Annotated in this window: 21 protein-coding genes; 9 read left to right on the top strand and 12 right to left on the bottom strand. The window is 51.7% G+C overall.

The features are described 5' to 3' along the window. The first annotated feature begins 3 nt into the window (after positions 1 to 3). The 4 genes from LG200_RS08085 to LG200_RS08070 all read left to right on the top strand — a co-directional run bounded on the left by LG200_RS08085 (position 4) and on the right by LG200_RS08070 (position 3236). On the top strand, positions 4 to 1077 hold the full coding sequence (locus LG200_RS08085; protein WP_226757057.1) for a protein-glutamate methylesterase/protein-glutamine glutaminase: 1074 nt from the start codon (positions 4 to 6) through the stop codon (positions 1075 to 1077). Positions 1078 to 1147: 70 nt separating this feature from the next. Continuing rightward, positions 1148 to 1546, top strand: coding sequence for a chemotaxis response regulator CheY (gene cheY / locus LG200_RS08080; RefSeq protein ID WP_226757056.1), 399 nt, complete (start codon positions 1148 to 1150; stop codon positions 1544 to 1546). Position 1547: 1 nt separating this feature from the next. Beyond that, positions 1548 to 2213: a protein phosphatase CheZ gene (gene cheZ / locus LG200_RS08075; RefSeq protein WP_226757055.1), complete on the top strand. Its 666-nt coding sequence runs from the start codon at positions 1548 to 1550 to the stop codon at positions 2211 to 2213. A 363-nt stretch (positions 2214 to 2576) separates the two neighbouring features. Continuing rightward, the gene (locus LG200_RS08070; protein WP_226757054.1) at positions 2577 to 3236 is read left to right on the top strand and encodes an FxDxF family PEP-CTERM protein; all 660 of its coding nucleotides are present in this window, start codon (positions 2577 to 2579) and stop codon (positions 3234 to 3236) included. Positions 3237 to 3345: 109 nt separating this feature from the next. Here LG200_RS08070 and epsA read toward each other — a convergent pair whose 3' ends face one another. Further along, positions 3346 to 4119 carry an XrtB/PEP-CTERM-associated transcriptional regulator EpsA gene (gene epsA / locus LG200_RS08065; protein WP_226757053.1) on the bottom strand — a complete coding sequence of 258 codons (774 nt, stop codon included), beginning with the start codon at positions 4117 to 4119 and terminating at the stop codon, positions 3346 to 3348. A 203-nt stretch (positions 4120 to 4322) separates the two neighbouring features. Here epsA and LG200_RS08060 point away from each other — a divergent pair, with 203 nt between their 5' ends. The 5 genes from LG200_RS08060 (at position 4323) to LG200_RS08040 (ending at position 8815) form a co-directional block, all read left to right on the top strand. Beyond that, positions 4323 to 4808, top strand: coding sequence for a cyclic nucleotide-binding domain-containing protein (locus tag LG200_RS08060; RefSeq protein WP_226757052.1), 486 nt, complete (start codon positions 4323 to 4325; stop codon positions 4806 to 4808). 228 nt (positions 4809 to 5036) lie between these two features. Then, on the top strand, positions 5037 to 6284 hold the full coding sequence (gene glyA, locus LG200_RS08055; RefSeq protein ID WP_226757051.1) for a serine hydroxymethyltransferase: 1248 nt from the start codon (positions 5037 to 5039) through the stop codon (positions 6282 to 6284). A gap of 21 nt (positions 6285 to 6305) precedes the next feature. Then, positions 6306 to 6752: a transcriptional regulator NrdR gene (gene nrdR / locus LG200_RS08050; RefSeq protein ID WP_226757050.1), complete on the top strand. Its 447-nt coding sequence runs from the start codon at positions 6306 to 6308 to the stop codon at positions 6750 to 6752. A 131-nt stretch (positions 6753 to 6883) separates the two neighbouring features. Beyond that, the gene (ribD, locus tag LG200_RS08045) at positions 6884 to 8005 is read left to right on the top strand and encodes a bifunctional diaminohydroxyphosphoribosylaminopyrimidine deaminase/5-amino-6-(5-phosphoribosylamino)uracil reductase RibD (RefSeq protein ID WP_226757049.1); all 1122 of its coding nucleotides are present in this window, start codon (positions 6884 to 6886) and stop codon (positions 8003 to 8005) included. Positions 8006 to 8008: 3 nt separating this feature from the next. Beyond that, positions 8009 to 8815: a TatD family hydrolase gene (locus tag LG200_RS08040; protein WP_226757048.1), complete on the top strand. Its 807-nt coding sequence runs from the start codon at positions 8009 to 8011 to the stop codon at positions 8813 to 8815. A gap of 188 nt (positions 8816 to 9003) precedes the next feature. Here LG200_RS08040 and LG200_RS08035 read toward each other — a convergent pair whose 3' ends face one another. The 11 genes from LG200_RS08035 to gspG are packed head-to-tail and all read right to left on the bottom strand — an operon-like array spanning position 9004 to position 18137. Next, positions 9004 to 9513, bottom strand: coding sequence for a type II secretion system protein (locus LG200_RS08035; RefSeq protein ID WP_319004547.1), 510 nt, complete (start codon positions 9511 to 9513; stop codon positions 9004 to 9006). Next, the gene (locus tag LG200_RS08030; protein WP_226757047.1) at positions 9488 to 9868 is read right to left on the bottom strand and encodes a type II secretion system protein; all 381 of its coding nucleotides are present in this window, start codon (positions 9866 to 9868) and stop codon (positions 9488 to 9490) included. The genes LG200_RS08035 and LG200_RS08030 overlap by 26 nt, the downstream gene beginning before the upstream one ends. A 2-nt stretch (positions 9869 to 9870) precedes the next feature. Then, positions 9871 to 10335 (bottom strand): prepilin-type N-terminal cleavage/methylation domain-containing protein, encoded by a 465-nt coding sequence (locus LG200_RS08025; RefSeq protein ID WP_226757046.1) that lies wholly within the window; start codon positions 10333 to 10335, stop codon positions 9871 to 9873. Positions 10336 to 10352: 17 nt separating this feature from the next. Further along, positions 10353 to 12317 (bottom strand): secretin and TonB N-terminal domain-containing protein, encoded by a 1965-nt coding sequence (locus tag LG200_RS08020; protein WP_226757045.1) that lies wholly within the window; start codon positions 12315 to 12317, stop codon positions 10353 to 10355. Continuing rightward, on the bottom strand, positions 12314 to 12841 hold the full coding sequence (locus LG200_RS08015) for a hypothetical protein (protein ID WP_226757044.1): 528 nt from the start codon (positions 12839 to 12841) through the stop codon (positions 12314 to 12316). The genes LG200_RS08020 and LG200_RS08015 overlap by 4 nt, the downstream gene beginning before the upstream one ends. After that, positions 12838 to 13401, bottom strand: coding sequence for a type 4a pilus biogenesis protein PilO (gene pilO, locus LG200_RS08010; RefSeq protein ID WP_226757043.1), 564 nt, complete (start codon positions 13399 to 13401; stop codon positions 12838 to 12840). The genes LG200_RS08015 and pilO overlap by 4 nt, the downstream gene beginning before the upstream one ends. Then, the gene (locus tag LG200_RS08005) at positions 13389 to 13907 is read right to left on the bottom strand and encodes a hypothetical protein (RefSeq protein WP_226757042.1); all 519 of its coding nucleotides are present in this window, start codon (positions 13905 to 13907) and stop codon (positions 13389 to 13391) included. The genes pilO and LG200_RS08005 overlap by 13 nt, the downstream gene beginning before the upstream one ends. A gap of 1 nt (position 13908) precedes the next feature. Continuing rightward, a complete protein-coding gene (locus LG200_RS08000) occupies positions 13909 to 14778 on the bottom strand; it encodes a hypothetical protein (RefSeq protein WP_226757041.1) in 870 nt (289 codons plus the stop codon). Next, positions 14759 to 16465, bottom strand: a complete 1707-nt coding sequence (locus LG200_RS07995; RefSeq protein ID WP_226757040.1) for a GspE/PulE family protein — start codon at positions 16463 to 16465, stop codon at positions 14759 to 14761. Before LG200_RS07995 ends, LG200_RS08000 begins: the two co-directional genes overlap by 20 nt. Then, positions 16462 to 17649: a type II secretion system F family protein gene (locus tag LG200_RS07990; RefSeq protein ID WP_226757039.1), complete on the bottom strand. Its 1188-nt coding sequence runs from the start codon at positions 17647 to 17649 to the stop codon at positions 16462 to 16464. The genes LG200_RS07995 and LG200_RS07990 overlap by 4 nt, the downstream gene beginning before the upstream one ends. 29 nt (positions 17650 to 17678) lie before the next feature. Then, the gene (gspG, locus tag LG200_RS07985) at positions 17679 to 18137 is read right to left on the bottom strand and encodes a type II secretion system major pseudopilin GspG (protein ID WP_404809792.1); all 459 of its coding nucleotides are present in this window, start codon (positions 18135 to 18137) and stop codon (positions 17679 to 17681) included. Positions 18138 to 18139: the final 2 nt, after the last annotated feature.

Here is an 18139-nt window from a genome sequence, read left to right as displayed (position 1 = left end):
GCCATGACCATCAAAGTGCTCATTATTGACGATTCAGCACTGATTCGCAGCCTGTTGACCGAGATTATCAATCAACAGCCAGGCCTTGAGGTAGTTGGTGCTGCACCAGACCCGCTGATTGCGCGTGAGATGATCAAGCAGAAGAATCCTGATGTACTGACACTGGATGTTGAAATGCCGAAAATGGATGGGCTGGATTTCCTTGAGCGCCTGATGCGGTTGCGCCCAACCCCAGTCGTGATGATTTCATCCCTGACCGAGCGAGGTTCTGAGATCACAATGCGCGCATTGGAGTTGGGGGCTGTTGATTTCATTACCAAACCCAAAATGTCGATTGCAGATGGCATGCACGAATATAGCGAATTAATCGCCGATAAAATCAGGGCGGCATCAAAAGCCCGGATGTTTGCGAGAAAACCGCCTAGTGCGGCGGATAATAATGCTGCTCCTACCTTGCCGACCCTTGGCAATCCATTAACCAGCAGTGAAAAGTTGATTATCGTTGGCGCTTCTACTGGTGGTACGGAAGCCATCAAGACCTTCCTGATGCGCATGCCTTCGGACTGTCCCGGCATACTGATTACACAGCATATGCCTGCTGGCTTTACCAAGTCGTTTGCCAACCGGCTTGATAACTTATGCAAGATATCAGTCAGCGAAGCTCAGGGCGGGGAGCGTATTTTGCCCGGACATGCATATATTGCTCCTGGACACGCCCATTTGCTACTGGCACGTAGTGGGGCGAATTATGTGACTCAGCTTGATGAAGGGCCGCCTGTCAGCCGGCACCGCCCTTCGGTTGATGTGCTGTTTGAGTCTGCAGCAACCTATGCAGGCAAGAATGCAATTGGTGTTATTCTGACAGGTATGGGCCGGGATGGAGCAAGTGGCATGCTTAAAATGAAAGAGGCAGGAGCCTATAATTTTGCGCAAGATGAAGCGACCTGCGTCGTTTTCGGGATGCCTAAGGAGGCGATTGCTGCTGGAGGGGTCCATGAAGTGGCGCCATTGCAGGATATTCCTGGCAAGGTCTTGCAGCATCTTGCAGCAAGTGGTTCACGTGCGTTGCGGGTATAAGATGTCCAGATGATTTGACTGTAGTTGATGTGTTGGCCGGATAGATAAATAAGTTGAAATGGAGTAAGAAATGGCAAATCCCAATACCAAATTTCTCGTGGTAGATGATTTTTCTACCATGCGCAGGATTGTTCGCAATCTACTCAAAGAGCTGGGGTATAACAATGTAGACGAGGCCGAGGATGGTGTGATGGCGTTGGCAAAATTAAGAAGTGGCAATTTTGATTTTGTCGTTTCCGACTGGAATATGCCCAATATGGATGGTTTGACCATGCTGCAGCAGATTCGCGCAGATCCTGCCCTGTCGTCATTGCCAGTCTTGATGGTAACCGCAGAGGCCAAGAAGGAAAATATTATTGCCGCGGCGCAGGCAGGTGCGAATGGCTATGTTGTCAAGCCGTTCACTGCGGCAACACTGGATGAAAAACTAGGCAAGATTTTTGAAAAGCTTGAAAAAGCAGGGGGCTAGCATGAATAACTCGCTTCACACTACTGGTAACACGAATAACGAAGCCGAGAATGTGCTTAACCCGCAAGATGAAATGCTGAAGCGCATTGGCTTAATGACGCGTAGTCTCCATGAAAGCTTGCGTGGACTGGGGTTTGATAAATTGCTCGAGCAGGCTGCGCATGGCATCCCCGATGCCAGGGACAGGCTTAACTATGTCGCGCGTATGACGGAGCAGGCTGCTGAACGTGTGTTGAATGCCACTGATATTGCGACACCTTTGCAGGCTGAATTGAATCAACAGGCTACTGATCTGGAGTCACGCTGGAAAGCCCTCCTGTCTGTTCCTTCCCTCAAGAAGGAGTATGACCAGGTAGCTGATGAAACCCTGGCCTTTCTATCCAAAACTGTTGTGCATACAGACGTTACCAAAGAGCAGTTACTGGATATCATGATGGCTCAGGATTTCCAGGATCTCACGGGGCAAGTGATTAAAAAAATTACGGAGCTTGCACAGGAAATAGAGAAACAACTATTACAGGTTCTCATTGATTTTTCTCCTGGACATGCAAAAAAAGAAGATGACGGCGGTTTGTTAAATGGGCCGCAAATTAATCCTGAAACAGCAGTAGATGTAGTCGCCAGTCAGGAGCAGGTCGATGATCTGCTGGATAGTCTTGGTTTTTGATTATTATTAAAATCTCATTGTGAGTGTGCATAAGCCCCATTTTATCTCCGGGGCTTTTTATTGCCTGTCGTCCTCGTGCGCGATATGTGGATACCTTGGTTGTAATGCACTGTTATGCTGCCAAAGACATAACATCTTAAAGCAGGATAAATAGCGGACCTGATTAGGTGACTGCTGCCAGCTCATCAATGATAAATATCATCAACCCGGCATAAACAGCAGAACCCTATACTCTCTGAGCAAAGCTGATGTATGGAAAACCAGTTAGCCAAGCTGGCTTCGACGGCGGTTTCTTAAATCACCAAGATAGCTACTTACCATTCTTGCCTAGGCTAGTCCAATCGGGCTATTGTGGTTTGGCTCGTGATCAACGACTATGCTCCCATAAAGATTAAAAAAAGAGTGTGTGAGGAGAAAATGCACTTTTTTGAATTTCATTTCTATTTAAGGGGCAATTCCATGATCGCTACATCTTTTAAAGCCAAGGCAATCGCTTTGGCATTCGGTTTATCAATGTTTTCTGCGGTCAGTGCTTTCGCAGCTGACAAAACACTTGTTATTAGTAATGGTGAAGCATATTTTGGCAATGACTTTGGAGCTGGTGGTATCTATACCGATACATTCAAGTTTAGCCTGACTGGTTTAACTGATGTAAGTGGTACGGCGAGTTCTTACTACACTACAATCGGCGATATTATTACCAAAGGCTTTGATATTACCAGTGTGACTCTGGCTTCTGTACCTGGTCAAGAATACACCCAGATTGACGATTTCATTATTGTTAAAAATACACTTGATACTTGGACTTTTTCCGCGCCCACTTTAGCCCCTGGTGATTACTATCTTACTATCACAGGTGTTGCTGGTACTAATACAAACTCTGTATTTAAAGCTTCTTATGGCGGTAGCTTATCTTTTGTTGCTAGCGTTCCAGAACCAGAAACCTATGGCATGCTGGCATTGGGTCTTGGCCTGATCGGTTTTGCAGCGCGTCGTCGTCAGAACAACGTTAAGTTCTTCTAAAGCGTGGGTATAAAGTTTTAGCAATTAAAAACGGCTGTGAATTTCACAGCCGTTTTTATGTCCAGTATTTGTTTATCCATCTATTTATATAATTCTTTTTCAGGATGCTTTATTTCCTGAATTTGGAAACAGCCTGTGCACGGTTGAGCACGTTGAGTTTCTTGAATATACGCTGTAAATGATTTTTAACGGTGAAAGCACTGATGTCAAGAATCATGCCGATTTCCTGATTGGTTTTACCTTTTGTGACCCAGTCCATGATTTCCAGCTCACGCGCTGAAAGCATGTTGAGGTTTTCATCCTGGACATCAGGCTCATGTTTGATCGCGACTGGATGTTGTTCTGGCAGGTGCTCTATTTGCCGCAATGCGCTGTCAATGTATGGCAACAAGGCCTCTAGCATGGGGCGGGAAGCATGGGGGAAGCTGGTGTTTGAGCTAAGGAGCACATAAAGGCAGTCGTGTCTTCCACGATGATCCTTGATGGCGTGCACCAAGGCTGATTTCATGTTCTTTAAATAATAACTGGATTCAACATTTGCAAACTTGCAGTCATGCATGATGTTGTCTGAAGCTGCAAGCGTAAAGGGTGCTTTTGCATGGTTCAGCCAATAGTTAAAGAGATTCTGTAGGAATGGATGTATCTCGTGATTTGAGATCTTGTCAGAGCGAATGCCAGGTAGAGGCGAGACTATATTGAAGTATATAACCCCTAATGAAAAGTCTCCCCAAGCCGTAATCATGATTTCATGCGGTAGGAAAATTTGTAATTTTCCTTGCATCCAGAGAAAAAGCTCAAAATGGGAGCGGATTCTCAAAGACTCATGCATTAACTCAATTAGCTGGCTTTTCTCAATATCATTTAAGTTTTTATTTAAGGACATGAGCTCGGCTATAACTTACTAGCAATAAGTATGTAATTGTAGTGCCATAATGGATCAGCTTGCGATATTATGGCGTAAATATTAATAATAATCAGGTTTTTTAAGCGGGTTAACATTTTTTTCTTGGTGACTGTAGTTGTTTTCTTAATTATTCGCATATACATAAGAAATAGAAAGATTATATGTATTCCGACTTGGTCCATTTGGGCGGCGCTGATAAATACTTCGAAGAAATCCTGGAGATTGTCAACACAATCAAATTGTTTGGCGATTTCAGCGACGAAGAGGTGCGTTACCTCTGCTCTTACATGCAATGCTATGCTGCCCCCAGAGAGTGTGAGCTGTTGACTGAGGGGGATACTGGCGATTATCTACTTCTGATACTGACGGGTGAGGTTGAGGTTGTAAAAGACATTCCTGGCAAGGGGAAACAGGTGATTGCCAAAGTGGGTGCCGGCACTGTGATTGGTGAAATGTCGATGATTGATGGTTTGCCCCGCTCAGCAAGCTGTATTACCGGCCTCCCATCTGATTTTGCAGTTTTGACTCGAGAATCTTTATATGAGCTGTTGGCCAATATGCCCAAGCTGGGAAATAAGGTTCTCCTCAAGCTCTTGCAGTTGCTCACGTCTCGCTTCAGGGAAAGTTCTGATAGGTTCTTGCCAAAAACAATGGGGGAATTGATTTAGATCTGGATAGTTGCTGGCAACTATCCAGGTTTGTTTCAGCCAGACTGTTTGTATATGCCTAGCAATGCTCGAATGATGGATTCCCATCATTTTTAGTATCTTTAAAATCGAACAAGACATGTGAATTGCCTGCATGAATCAATTTCATCCCGCTTGAATCTGTTTCAATCTGGTTCACGGTGAACATGGTAAAATCTCGCCTATTAATTTCATTTTCCGGAAGAGAATATGTTTAGCACGGCAAAAACCCTGAGCGTTGTCGACCCTGATCTATGGAAGTATGTAGAGGCTGAGCGTAATCGCCAGGATGAGCATATTGAGCTGATCGCCTCTGAAAACTACACCAGTCCTGCCGTGATGCAGGCTCAGGGCTCCCAGTTGACCAACAAGTATGCTGAGGGTTATCCCGGCAAGCGTTTCTATGGCGGCTGTGAGTTTGTTGACCAGGTTGAGCAACTGGCAATTGACCGTCTGAAGAAGCTGTTTGGTGCCGAGTATGCCAATGTGCAACCGCATTCCGGCTCCCAGGCTAACCAGGCCGTCTATTTCTCCATTCTCAAGCCCGGTGATACTGTCATGGGCATGAACCTGGGTCACGGTGGCCATTTGACCCATGGTTCTCCAGCCAACCTTTCCGGCAAGCTCTTCAATATTGTGGCCTACGGTCTCAATGACAAGGAAGAGATTGATTACGACGAGATGGAGCGTATTGCCATCGAAACCAAGCCAAAGCTGCTGATTGGCGGTGCGTCTGCCTATGCTTTGCGTTTCGACTGGGCGCGCATGGCAGAGATCGCCAAGAAGGTGGGCGCTTATTTCATGGTGGACATGGCCCACTACGCAGGCCTGATTGCGGCGGGCGTTTACCCTAACCCGGTGCCGCATGCCGATTTCGTGACCTCAACCACCCACAAGACCTTGCGCGGCCCGCGTGGCGGTTTGATCATGGCCAAGGCCGAGTTCGAGAAGTCCCTCAATTCCAGTGTATTCCCCAGCCTGCAGGGTGGCCCGCTGATGCACGTGATCGCTGGTAAGGCGGTGGCCTTCCTGGAGGCTGCGCAACCTGAATTCAAGGTCTACCAGGAACAGGTGCTGAAGAATGCTGATACCATGGCCAAGACTCTGGCAGCACGCGGCCTGCGTATCATTTCCGGCGGTACGCAATCCCACGTTTTCCTGGTTGACCTGCGTCCAAAGGGGCTTACTGGCAAGGCAGCCGATGCATACCTCGGTCAGGCGCATATCACTGTCAACAAGAATGCAATTCCTAATGACCCGGAAAGCCCATTTGTCACTTCTGGCATCCGTATCGGCTCGCCCGCAATCACAACCCGTGGTTTCAAGGAAGAAGAAGCTGCGCTGGTAGCCAACCTGATTGCCGATATCCTGGATAATCCTACCGATGAATCCGTGATTGCGGCTACCAAGGAAAAGGTACATGCCTTGACCTCGCGTTTCCCCGTGTATGGCAAGTAAGCCTGGTCCGGAATCAGCAACGTGAAATGCCCATTTTGTGGTGATGACGATACGCAGGTGATTGACTCGCGTGTCAACGACGAAGGCGACTCCATCAGGCGTCGCCGCCGTTGTTCTGCCTGCGACAAGCGTTTTACCACATATGAAACTGCCGAGTTGCATCTGCCGCAGGTAGTGAAGCAGAACGGCAACCGTGAAGAATTCAACCGCGATAAACTGCGCCTCTCTTTTACCCGGGCGCTGCATAAGCGCCCGGTGCCTACCGAGTATGTTGATCGTGCACTGGATCATATCGTGCAGAAAATCCTTGCCAAGGGTGAGCGTGAAATCATCGCGCGCGACCTCGGCGAGATTGTCATGCAGGAGTTGAAGGCGATAGACAAGGTGGCGTATATCCGTTTTGCCTCGGTTTACCGGAGTTTCCAGGATGTGGATGATTTCAGTGACGTCATCCGCGACCTTGACTAGGATCAATAGCTAGCGTCCTCAATGCCTGCCTGCTTGTGTCAGTTGGCAAGCCCAGGGCCATTAATTCTTCTGTATGTTGGGCGCATTCCTTGTTGTGCCATACCCAGCCCAGCCTTTATCATGGCTGCATCATGATGACTTCTACCGGTTTTAGCGCTTTAGACCATCAATACATGGCCCTTGCCCTGCGACAGGCTGCACGTGGCCTGTACAGCACCAGTCCCAACCCACGTGTCGGTTGCATTATCGTCAAGAATGGCCAGATTGTCGGACAAGGCGCCCATTTGCGTGCTGGTGAGTCGCATGCAGAAGTACACGCATTGCGTGAAGCTGGTGCGATGGCAGCAGGTGCGGATGCTTATGTAACACTAGAGCCGTGCAGCCATTTTGGCCGCACCCCTCCTTGTGCCGATGCCTTGATCAACGCTGGGGTGCGCCGCGTTGTGGCGGCGATGCAAGATCCTAATCCGCTGGTGGCAGGCAATGGACTCAAGCGCTTGGCTGAACACGGGATACTGGTGGCATCTGGATTGCTGGAGGCTGAAGCGAAGGCATTGAATGCAGGTTTTATCTCGCGGATGACCAGAAAACTCCCTTTTGTCCGCGCCAAGATCGCCGCCAGCCTGGATGGCAAGACAGGCCTCCTCAATGGGCAAAGCCAATGGATTACGGGACCTGAAGCGCGTCAGGATGTACAGCGCTGGCGTGCCCAGTCTTGTGCCATATTGACTGGCGTTGCAACGGTGCTGGCAGATGACCCGCTGATGACGGTACGCGATGAAGCATTGCTTGAGCTGAAACAGGTTCAGCCCTGGCGAGTGATTGTGGATAGCCATTTGCGGATGCCAGTTGATGCCAGGATACTGGCAAGCGGGCGCGTGCTGATTGCCCATGTGGATGGCAAGCAGGAGCATATTCACGCTTTGCAGCAGGCGGGAGCTGAACTGGTGCAGCTCCCTGAACATCAAGGCCGTGTCTGCTTGTCCAGCCTGCTTGGACTGCTTGGTGAGCGGCAGGTCAATGAGCTGATGGTGGAAGCAGGGCAGGCGCTCAACGGCAGTTTGCTGCAGCAGGGGTTGGTAGATGAACTGTTGCTCTATTACGCTCCTGTGATTCTGGGAGATCGGGCACGTGGGATGTTTGCCATGGACATGCTGACTGATATGCAGCAGAAGTTGCAGTTGAAAACATTGGACACCAGGCAGGTGGGTAATGACCTTTTTATTCGTGCCAAGCCAATATTCACGGGATAGGCCGTGCTGATCGATACCCACTGCCACCTTGATGCGCCAGAGTTTGACCATGATAGGGCTGAGGTAGCTCAAGCCGCCTTGGCTGCGGGTGTGAAATGCATAGTCATTCCTGCCGTGGAGCGTAGTAATTTTGCCGTGGTGAAGCAGTTGCGGGATCAGTATGCGCATTGCGCCATGGCGCTGGGTATCCATCCCTTGTTTGTGGATCGTGCCCAGCCTCAGGATTTGGCTGGTCTGGAACAACAGATTATCAAGGAGCTTGATACTGGCGGCATTGTCGCCGTAGGCGAGATTGGCCTGGATTTTTTTATCGACAATTATGACCGTGAGCGGCAGGAGTTTTATTTTGTTGAGCAACTCAAGCTTGCACGCCAATATGATTTGCCCGTATTGCTGCATGTCAGACGTTCGGTTGACCAGGTGCTCAAGTATGTAAGGCGCTTCGGGGTAAAGGGTATTGCCCATGCGTTCAATGGCAGTCAGCAACAGGCAGAAGCATTTATCAAGCTTGGGTTCAAACTTGGATTTGGTGGAGCGATGACCTATGAGCGGGCGCTCAGGATAAGAAAGCTGGCGCAGACCCTGCCTCTGGATGCCATTGTCCTCGAAACGGATGCTCCCGATATTCCCCCTGAGTGGCTTGGGCACCATGGGCGTAATAGCCCTGATCAGCTACAGGAAATCGCTGCGGTACTTGCAGAATTACGCAAGGAAAATATTGCTCAGATTGCCGCAATAACAACGAAAAATGCTATTGACATCCTGCCAAAACTGGCTGACTTATGCACATCACCTCATGTGCCACTTTAAGTTGTGTTAAAAAATGTTAACAATCCAATGACATACGGTAACTATATGATTAGTATAGGAAAAACATTGGATTAATTTTTAAGCGTTTTTAAAAAAACGTTATGGAATGGTAGCTTACGTTTTCAACCCACAGCTATCCACAAAATTATCCACAGATTTTGTGGATAGCTCTAGCTCGTTAAAAATACCTAGTTCAGTGACTCCGTCAAGCTATTATCCGTCTCTGGCAGGTAAGCAAATATCCATTCTATGTAGGCTTTTTTCTTTTCAAAATCCTTATAGCGCTCGGGGAAGTTCTTTGTCTTGAATGGCTGGTCGGAAGACAGGCTGTAAACGCCCATGATCCCTCCGCTGGGAGCATACAGCAGTCCCCATCCAGGCCTGCCGGTAGTGGGATCCATATAAAGCTGGCGCAAATAACGTTGGGGCACGGGAAACCTGTCATCCTTCAGCAGGGCTTTCAATGTGGGGGGGAATTGTTTGACCATGCCGGGCGACTGGTTGTAGTAATTGCCTATGGCATTGCGTATGGTGTCGCCTACTTTCAGCAACTCCTGCTCCCGTTCGCGTTTGCGGATATTGCTCCATGTGTTGCCTGCCTCGGCAAGGCTAAAGCCAACCAGCATGATGATGAGTAAGGCTCCTATCAGGCTGAACCCTTTTTGTGGGCGGTTACCATTCCGCATAATAACTGCCATCCGAGGCCACGCTTTCTGACCCGCTGCGTATGTCATATACCAGCCCCTTGGCCTGCGGGTCCTCTGGCGGAACCAGAATCCAGCTATCCGTACTTTCAGTGATGGGATCTTCCGGGACGGCGCGCAGATATTTGCGTTCCACCAGGTCATACAAGGTGTCAGGATAAGCGCCGGTGTCACTGTAGAATTTATCAATCGCGTCGCGCATGACGATCAGGTCATGCCGTAGCGAGGTTTCCCGGGCGCGGTCTATACTCTGGAAATAGCGGGGTGTGACGAGGCTGAGCAGGGTAGCGATAATGGCCATGACCACCAAGACCTCGATCAGGGTAAATCCATGCGGTTGCCGGTTCATGCCTACCATTCCCGGTAAGGCCGCTGGTCAAGGCCTTTGTCATTGGAAAGTGAGTAGATGTCATAAACGTCATCACCTTCAGCAGGTTCATCAAAAGAGCTGGCATAGCTGCGCTTTCCCCAACTGGCTTCTGCGGATAGTTCCGGGTCATTGGCAAACGGGTCGCGTGGGATGCTGCGCAGGAAATAGATTTTTCCTTTTTTGGGATCACGTGGATTTTCTACCCCTTGCACCAATATTCTCAGGTTGGGAGGGTAGCCTGACTGTCCAGGCGATTTTTTGATCAGGCCGTCATCCACCGCTTTTTTGTAGGCATCAATCGCGTCACGTAGCTGCCATAAGTCCCGCTTGAGTTCCTGCTCCTTGGCACGTTTGGCATTGATCTGCATGACCGGTGCGGCTGAGCTGAGTATGAGCGCAAGCAGCACCAGCGTCACCAGCAGTTCTATCAGCGTAAACCCGCGCATATGCCTGATAGCGTACATTATCGTGGAGTTCCGTTATCCGGGCTGGATATCTCATCCATGGGCCGCATGACTGAGCCTGCAAATGAACGGTCGGATTCTGCGCGTTCCGCCTGTATCTCCTGTGGCGTTTTTACCGGGGGAGACTGAACTGCCACATTGTTGTTGATTTCGACATTCGGACGTCCATTGCGATTGGCACCGCTGCTGCGATCAACCCCTGCCGGGAAAGCGGTATAGATGGCATCCGCCGGGGTCAGGTTGTTGATGATATGCGGAGTGATGAGAAGCGCGATTTCCTTCTTGCTATGGTCGTTGTTCCTGTCGTTGAACAGCCTGCCTATCAATGGCAATTTGGACAGGCCGGGAACACCGTTGGATATTCTCTGTTCATCATCCCTCAGTAAGCCTGCCAATATTTGTGTTTCGCCATTCTTGAGGCGGAGTATGGTATTGGCATTGCGGGTGCCGATGGTATAGGTAACGGTACCGGTACTGGAAGTGAGCCTGTCGGTCTGGTTGCTGACTTCCAGGCCAACCTTGATCGACACTTCGTCCTTCAGCAGTATGGTGGGTTCCACATCCAGCTTGATGCCAACTTCAATGTAATTGACGGTTTGCGAGACAAACCCCGTGGAGTTGGCCACGCTGGTGAGGACCGGAATGCGGTCGCCCACGTGGATTTTGGCCTTCTCCCGGTTCTTGACCCGGATATGCGGGTTGGCAAGCAGGTTGGTGTCAGTGTCCTGCTGCAGCAGGTTTAAGGCCAGCACCGGGTCGCTGATGCTGAATACGCCCAGGTTGGAATTGAAATTCTTCAGTTCATTCACGGTCAGCTTGCCCGGTGACAATGTCGTGGTGCCGTTTACTGTGTCACGTCCCTGTACTCCCAGCGAGACTGAAGTGGGATAGCGTATGCCTATGTTCTCCAGACTGCGCCGGTTGATTTCCAGCACTTCCACCTGCAGCACCACTTCCGGTTCCGCCATGTCTTGCGAGATGATGAGTTTTTCCGCAGTGCGTATCGCTTCTGCAGTATCGCGCATCACCAGGGTATTGAGCTTTTCATCAATGTAGATGTCCTTGGTCTTGACCACGGTCTTGATCATGCTCATGAGCTTTTTGGCGTCGGTATTGCTCAGGTAGAAGCTGCGGACAAAGGTTTCCTGGTATTCCTGGCTCCGGCTCAAGGGATAAATCAGCAGCGTATTGTCGTTCAGCACTTTCTTTGCCAGCTGGTTGCTGGTCAATATCACTTCAATCGCTTCTTCTATTGGTGTATTGCGCAGAAAAACGCTGGTCCGCTGGTCGCCGCGCAGCTCCTGGTCATAGGTAAAGTTGATGCCGGCTGCCTGGGAGATGAACTCGAAAATGGACTTGATCGTCACATCCTTGAACTCCAGGGAGATCGGACGCTTGAAGGCCGAGCGGATGTGTGGCGGGTTGGTGAGTTTGTCCATGCGTTTTTGCTCTATCTGTTCAAACAATGCCCGTGCGCCCGTGTGGCTGGCATCTTCCGCCAGTACGGCCCGTGCCAATTGCTGTGCTGCTTCACTATCATTGTTGCTGAACAAGGTTTGCGCTTGCTGCATCATGGCGTCATGCGTGCTGGCAACGCGCATCTGCTGGATGCCGTTTTGCGCCCGTTGGTTCTGCTCATCCATGTCCAGGACTCGGCGGTAGGCAATATCTGCCTCTCCCCAGCGTTTCTGGTATTTGAGCTGGTCAGCCTCTTTGAGCAGGATGGCCAGCTGCATATCCTGTTGCTGTTTGAAGTAGGCACGGTATTCCGGGTTCTGGGGGAAGCTGCGCATCAGGGTTTGCAGGCGTTGCATGCCTTCTTCAACCTGTCCTGAGTTGATCAGTGTTTTGACTTGCTGGTATTCCAGGTCACTTTGCTGCTGCTTCATTTCCTGGGAGGAGCAGGCAGAGAGTGCGATCACCAGCAATGTCAGGCTGATGTGCTTGTAAGGGGCTGCTTTCACTTGCTGTCTCCAATCATTAAGGGCACTCCTGCGCGCAATGGCAGATAACTCAGGACCATGTTTGGCGGGTTGATGCTCTGTACTTTCCATTCACCCACCACATCCCCAATCTTGACGCTGTAATTTTTTTCTCCCATGGACAGGAATACGGTGAATTGGCCGTTATCTTCGAGCTTACCGGCATAGGTAAAAGGCAACGGTGGAATTTCCATGACCTGCTGTGCCACTGCTTGCTGACTTTCCGCAGCTTGTTGTGCTCTGCGGGAATCAACGCTGAAGAGGTTCTGGGACAGGTCCGTCATGCGTTCGCGTTTTAATTTCTGCACGTCCAGCAGCAGCGTATCCATGTCCGGCTGGACTGGATTGGTCCGTTGAGAACCGGGCAGGGCTGGCGCAGGCCTGTTAGATTTTTGTGTTGCCACTTCAGAGTCGTCTTCTGCCATCGAAGTCCAGACAGTAGCCAGCACACTGAGCGCTAGCGCCGCCCATATGATGAGTTGCCTGGGAGCTAGGGGCACGCTCATGCATCACCTTTTTGCAGGTATAGCGTAAAGCGCAGCTTGGCTTCGACTTCCTCGCTTTGGATATCTTCCCGTTTCAGGCTGATGTCATTCAATGCCGAAGACGGGATGGTATTCAGTACGTGGCTGATAAAGCTGCGGATATCTACATAATGGCCGCGTACCGGCAAAGTCATCTGGTATTTTGAGAAATTGGCCGCATTGTTGCGGCTGAGGGTGTAATCCACTTTCTCTGCGATCAAGCCATGCTGCTCAGCTGCCTCAATGACCTGGGCAAGCAGGGTGGTAGCCTCGTTTTCACGGGGTAGAAACTGGTAAAAGGTATTGATGGAGGCCTGGGGGGATCGGTCTATCCACTGGCCCTGATGGCGAGGCATGGCCTGATGCATCATGGCCACATCTGTTTCCAACTGCTCCAGTGCACGCGCCCTGGGCCACAGCAGCGCAATGGAAGCAATCAGGCTCAAGCCAAGCAATCCCAATCCCGTGACTCCTTGCCAGCCAAGTTTTCCCGCCTGATATTTGACCCATAGCATGAGCCGTTGCCGGGTTACTGAATCCATATTGCCTCCACTACAAAACGTACAGGTATCGCACTATCGTTATGAAATTCGTGCGTCAGCAGCAAAATGTCGTTGAATATGGATTGGTTGCCCAGGCTGCGTACATAGCCGAACATGTTGGCGACATCGCTGGTCTCTGCCGTGATGCGCAGCTTGCGCTGCCTGGGGTTGGGTTCAACTGCCACCAGCTTTATTTCTGGAGATGCAAGGTTTTCCAGAGCCTGGAACAAGGGCTGCCACGGCAGTGAAAGTTCCTCTATCGCACTCTTCACGGCTGCAATTTCTTCCAGCTTGGCCTTGCTTTCCTTGCCGCTGAGTTTCAGGCCATGGCTGGGTTGCTGCATCTGGGTGATATCCAGTTCCAAGATGCTGTTTCTCTGATTGATTTTCTGTAGGCTGGCCAGCAATGCCAGTGCGCTAATGCCACCGATGACGAGCAAGGCCAACCCCCAGGCATTTTTGTGTTCGCCTGGTAATGCATGATTGAGGGATATGGGTGGCAGCATCTTAACTCCAGGCCTCCATATTGATTTTTGAACTATTCAGCGGCGTAGCTTGGGCGAGCGAGAAAATATTGCGTACCTTGCGACCTTGCAGGGCGATATTGATATTCGGTTCCGGCCAGTAAATAAACACAGGCCAGGTGCCGGCATCAATCCCTGCAATGATGGCCTCCCGCTCTATCAGGGCTTCCAGCTGGATCTCGATGTCTGATTCCGCCGCGTAGTTTTGCAGGCTCAGCCATTTTCCGCTTTCTACCAGTGCGATCAGCAATCGCCCGTGTTCAAGCATGACCATGCACATTGAAGGCGGCAGCGGTTTGCGGCCGAATTGCTGGCGGATGACATTGATCGCCATCATCAAGTGGGGGTGAATATTTCTGAGTGGCATGCCTGCTTGCCTGAACTCGTGGCGTAAAGCCTGCAACAGATTGTCCTCTATGGCGCTGGCTAGGGTGGGATTGCCGTAAGGAGCCGGGCTGGCGCGCACATCCCAGCTGCGTGAAAAATCACCGTAAGCCTGCATGAAGCAATGGCGAACGAACGCTTGTTGCTCTTTATGGCTTGTCAGGCCAGCATTCCAGGGAATGATGGAATAATTGGCAAAATGATTGGATATCACGACCTTGGGCTTGCAGCCGCGCCACTTGGGATCCTTCAGCGCTTTATGCAATGTGGTGACCGCAGGTTGCCAGAATTCGTGACTGGCAGCTTTTGCCAGGCTGTTTTCTGTTGCCGCCAGGGGTAATTCCTCGATTGCCACAGGCAAGCGCTTCATTCCTCCCTTGACTCTAAGCAGGGTGAGTTTGTGTGGTTGTATCAGCACACGTAATTCATCCCGCCAGGGCGGGGACCAGTTAAACGAGGGAGGTAACACGATTGATCTCCTGCAAAGTGGTTTCACCGCGTTTCACCATGTCGAGAGCCGCTTCACGCATGGTGCGGGTGCCGTTGGCACGAGCGGCTTCCTTCACTTTGCGTACCGGCTCACGGGTGACGATGAGTTCGCGGATGAGGTCATTGAAAACAAGCAATTCGGCAATGGCTTTGCGGCCCTTGTAACCGGTGCCATGGCATTGGCCACAGCCCTGTCCGTGGCGGAACCTGTATTCCCGTGCAGCTTCGGGGCTGATGCCTGATTTCTGCAACAGCTCGGCATCAGGCTGGTCATCGGTTGAGCAATGCGGACACAATATGCGGACCAGGCGCTGGGCCATGATGCCGTTGATGGCAGAAACGAAACTGTAGGGGTCCACATTCATGTTGGTGAAGCGGCCGATGACGTCAAATACATTGTTGGCATGGACCGTGGTCAACACCAGGTGACCGGTGAGCGCGGATTGCACAGCAATTTGCGCTGTTTCCGGGTCGCGGATTTCACCGACCATGATTTTGTCCGGGTCGTGACGCAAGATGGAGCGCAGGCCACGCGCAAACGTCAGCCCTTTTTTCTCATTGACCGGAATTTGCAGTACCCCGGGCAGCTGGTATTCCACCGGGTCCTCAATCGTGACAATCTTGTCCTGGCCGTTATTGATCTCGGAAATAATGCCGTACAGCGTGGTGGTTTTGCCCGAGCCAGTGGGGCCGGTGACCAGGAGCATGCCGTAAGGCTCTTCCGCCAGCAGGCGGAAGCGGGCCATGATGGCGGGTTCAAAACCCAGCACATCCAGGCTCAGCCCCTGTGCCTGGTCAGAAAGGGCCTTGCGGTCCAGGATACGCAGTACGGCATCCTCGCCAAATACGCTGGGCATAATGGAAACGCGCATATCCACTTCGCGGCCAAGCGCCATTACCTTGAAACGGCCATCCTGCGGAACACGGCGTTCGGCGATGTCCAGTTCCGACATGACCTTGATGCGTGAAATGGCCTGTTCCGCCTGCATGATGCCGTTGATGCTGCCCACCATGCTGAGCACGCCGTCTATGCGGTACTTGATGGTGAGGCCATGCGGGTCGGTCTCCATGTGGATGTCGCTGGCGCCTGCCTTGAGGGCGTCATACAGCGTGGAGCGCACCAGCTTGACTACCGGGCTGGTGTCTTCAGAAATGGAACGCAGGGAAATGTCCTCGATACTGCTGCTGCCGTTCTCGATATCCCCATGTTCCGGCAGCAGGCCGTCCATGGCGCGCATGCTTTCTTCATAACGCGACAGGAATGCGGCAATATCCTTGCGATGTGCCAGTCCCCAGCCAACAGGTTCCCTGGCAATCTGGCTCATGCGGCTATGCAGGTACGGGTCAAACGGGTTGGCATAGACCATGTGCAGCTTGCCATCCGTTGCCCGCAAGGCGATGCACTCCTGTTTGCCAGCCTCGGGAAAGCTCAACAGGCTGAAATCAGGCTGCATCTCGTAAAGTTCCAATATGCCGTAAACCGGGTAGCGCATCAGGTTGCCCAAGGCCAGCATGAAGCTTTCCGAATCCATCGCGGAGATTTCTTCCAGCACATCCAGCAGGTGCTGCTGGCTTTGCGCTGCCAGCTGGCGAGCATGCTGGACCTGCTGCAGGCTAAGCCCGGAAGAAGCCTGCAAGATGGGCAGATGGTCCAGCGGCTGGTTCATTGTATGCTCCCGGCCAGGTCGAATATCGGCATATACATCAGCACAACCACAATGCCGATGATCAGGCCGATGACCACCATCAGCAGCGGCTCCAGCAAACGTGTGAACCAGTCCACGGCGCGGGCGATTTCCTCATCATAGAATGTTCCTATGCGTTCCATCATCTCGCCCATGCGGCCTGTACGCTCGCCCACACGCAACATACGGATGGCAATCGAGGTGGTCATGCCATGTTCCTCCATTGCGCTGGAGAGCGGCTTGCCTTCGCGGATATCATGCTCGGCCAGCTGCAGGCTGTGGCGCAGGCCGGGTTGCAGCAGGGAGGCCACCATCTGCATCCCGGTGACCAGGGGAATGCCTCCACGCAACAGCATGCCCAGCGTGCGGTAGAACCTTGCCAGTTGATAAATGCGCATGGTTTCACCCAGTGCCGGGATTTTCCAAATTTGCCGCATGATGGCGGCACGTACAGCCTGCCGGCTCAACAAGTAGCCCAGCAGCACTGCTACGGCCACTGAAACAGTGAGCGCAGCCGAGCCATGGTCATGCAGCAGCCGGCCCCATGCCAACAGCATTTGCGACATCCATGGCAGGTCATTGCCTGCACTTTCATAAATGGTGCTGAAGCGGGGAACCACGTAACCCAGCAAGAACAGCATGACCAAACCACCTACCAGGATCAGCAGCACTGGGTAGATGGAAGCAGTGACTATCTTCTTGCGAACCGCATCCAGCTGGCCCTGGTAAGTGACGTGGCGTGCCAGGGCCTGCACCATGTCGCCGGTGCGTTCGCTGCTGCGGATCAGGGCGACATAGAGCGGGGAGAATATCGCGGGAAATTTTTCCAGCGCACTGGAAAGCGGCAACCCTTCATACAGCAATGCCATGATCTGGTTCAGCAGGCTGCGGGATTCTGCATTGGCCTCTTTTTCTGCCAGTGCCTCTATTGCCTCAACCAGGCTCAGGCCTGAGTCCAGCAACGACAGCAATTCCTGGCTGAACAGCATGAGGTTGAACCTTGACTTGCGCAAGCGCCTGCCAGCAGCCATCTTGCCCTGGGCGCGCAATGCCAGGACACTGTAACCCTGCGCTTCGGCCAATATCTGTGCCTGCAGGGTATCGCCAGCCTCTATCGTCAGCGATTCCACTTCTGCCCCGCGCGCTACTTTCAGATCAAATTTCATGCATGTTTCCCGTATACCCAGGGGTCGCCTTACTGCCAGCTCACCACGTCGGCGGATTCTTCAGTGCCGCCAAGCTGGCCGTCCTTGCCGAACGACCACAAGTCATATTCGCCATGCTCTCCCGGAGAGCGGTATAGATAGGGCTTGCCCCATGGGTCTATCGGCAGGGTTTTCTGCAGATAGGGTCCATGCCACCTGGTTTCGTCCGATGGCGCATTGTTGAGCGCTTCAAGACCCTGTTCCGAGCTGGGGTAATGGCCGGTATCCAATCGGTATTGGTCCAGTGCTTTGCTCAATGCATCAATCTGTGCCTTGGCCGTCTTGGTTTCTGACTTGCCGATCTGGGCGAAATACTTGGGGCCAACATAGCCCGCCAGCAGGCCGATGATGACCATGACCACCAACAGCTCAAGAAGCGTAAAGCCACGGCTTTCGATGGCTGTTCCCATGCGCTGGCTCTGGTGACATGATGGGTAGTAGGGGAACATAT

This window comes from Methylobacillus caricis (assembly GCF_020532705.1).
GTDB classification, from domain to species: Bacteria; Pseudomonadota; Gammaproteobacteria; order Burkholderiales; family Methylophilaceae; genus Methylobacillus; species Methylobacillus caricis.
This window is presented reverse-complemented; position numbering and strand designations above follow the sequence as displayed.

Coding starts and splice junctions, on each gene's coding strand:
- pilO (WP_226757043.1), bottom strand. CDS start 13,401: ATGGATTCAGTAACCCGGCAACGGCTCATGCTATGGGTCAAATATCAG.
- epsA (WP_226757053.1), bottom strand. CDS start 4,119: ATGTCCTTAAATAAAAACTTAAATGATATTGAGAAAAGCCAGCTAATT.
- LG200_RS08005 (WP_226757042.1), bottom strand. CDS start 13,907: ATGCTGCCACCCATATCCCTCAATCATGCATTACCAGGCGAACACAAA.
- LG200_RS08030 (WP_226757047.1), bottom strand. CDS start 9,868: ATGAACCGGCAACCGCATGGATTTACCCTGATCGAGGTCTTGGTGGTC.
- gspG (WP_404809792.1), bottom strand. CDS start 18,137: ATGTTCCCCTACTACCCATCATGTCACCAGAGCCAGCGCATGGGAACA.
- LG200_RS08035 (WP_319004547.1), bottom strand. CDS start 9,513: ATGGCAGTTATTATGCGGAATGGTAACCGCCCACAAAAAGGGTTCAGC.
- LG200_RS08085 (WP_226757057.1), top strand. CDS start 4: ATGACCATCAAAGTGCTCATTATTGACGATTCAGCACTGATTCGCAGC.
- LG200_RS08015 (WP_226757044.1), bottom strand. CDS start 12,841: ATGAGCGTGCCCCTAGCTCCCAGGCAACTCATCATATGGGCGGCGCTA.
- LG200_RS07995 (WP_226757040.1), bottom strand. CDS start 16,465: ATGAACCAGCCGCTGGACCATCTGCCCATCTTGCAGGCTTCTTCCGGG.
- glyA (WP_226757051.1), top strand. CDS start 5,037: ATGTTTAGCACGGCAAAAACCCTGAGCGTTGTCGACCCTGATCTATGG.
- LG200_RS08025 (WP_226757046.1), bottom strand. CDS start 10,335: ATGCGCGGGTTTACGCTGATAGAACTGCTGGTGACGCTGGTGCTGCTT.
- ribD (WP_226757049.1), top strand. CDS start 6,884: ATGATGACTTCTACCGGTTTTAGCGCTTTAGACCATCAATACATGGCC.
- cheZ (WP_226757055.1), top strand. CDS start 1,548: ATGAATAACTCGCTTCACACTACTGGTAACACGAATAACGAAGCCGAG.
- cheY (WP_226757056.1), top strand. CDS start 1,148: ATGGCAAATCCCAATACCAAATTTCTCGTGGTAGATGATTTTTCTACC.
- LG200_RS07990 (WP_226757039.1), bottom strand. CDS start 17,649: ATGAAATTTGATCTGAAAGTAGCGCGCGGGGCAGAAGTGGAATCGCTG.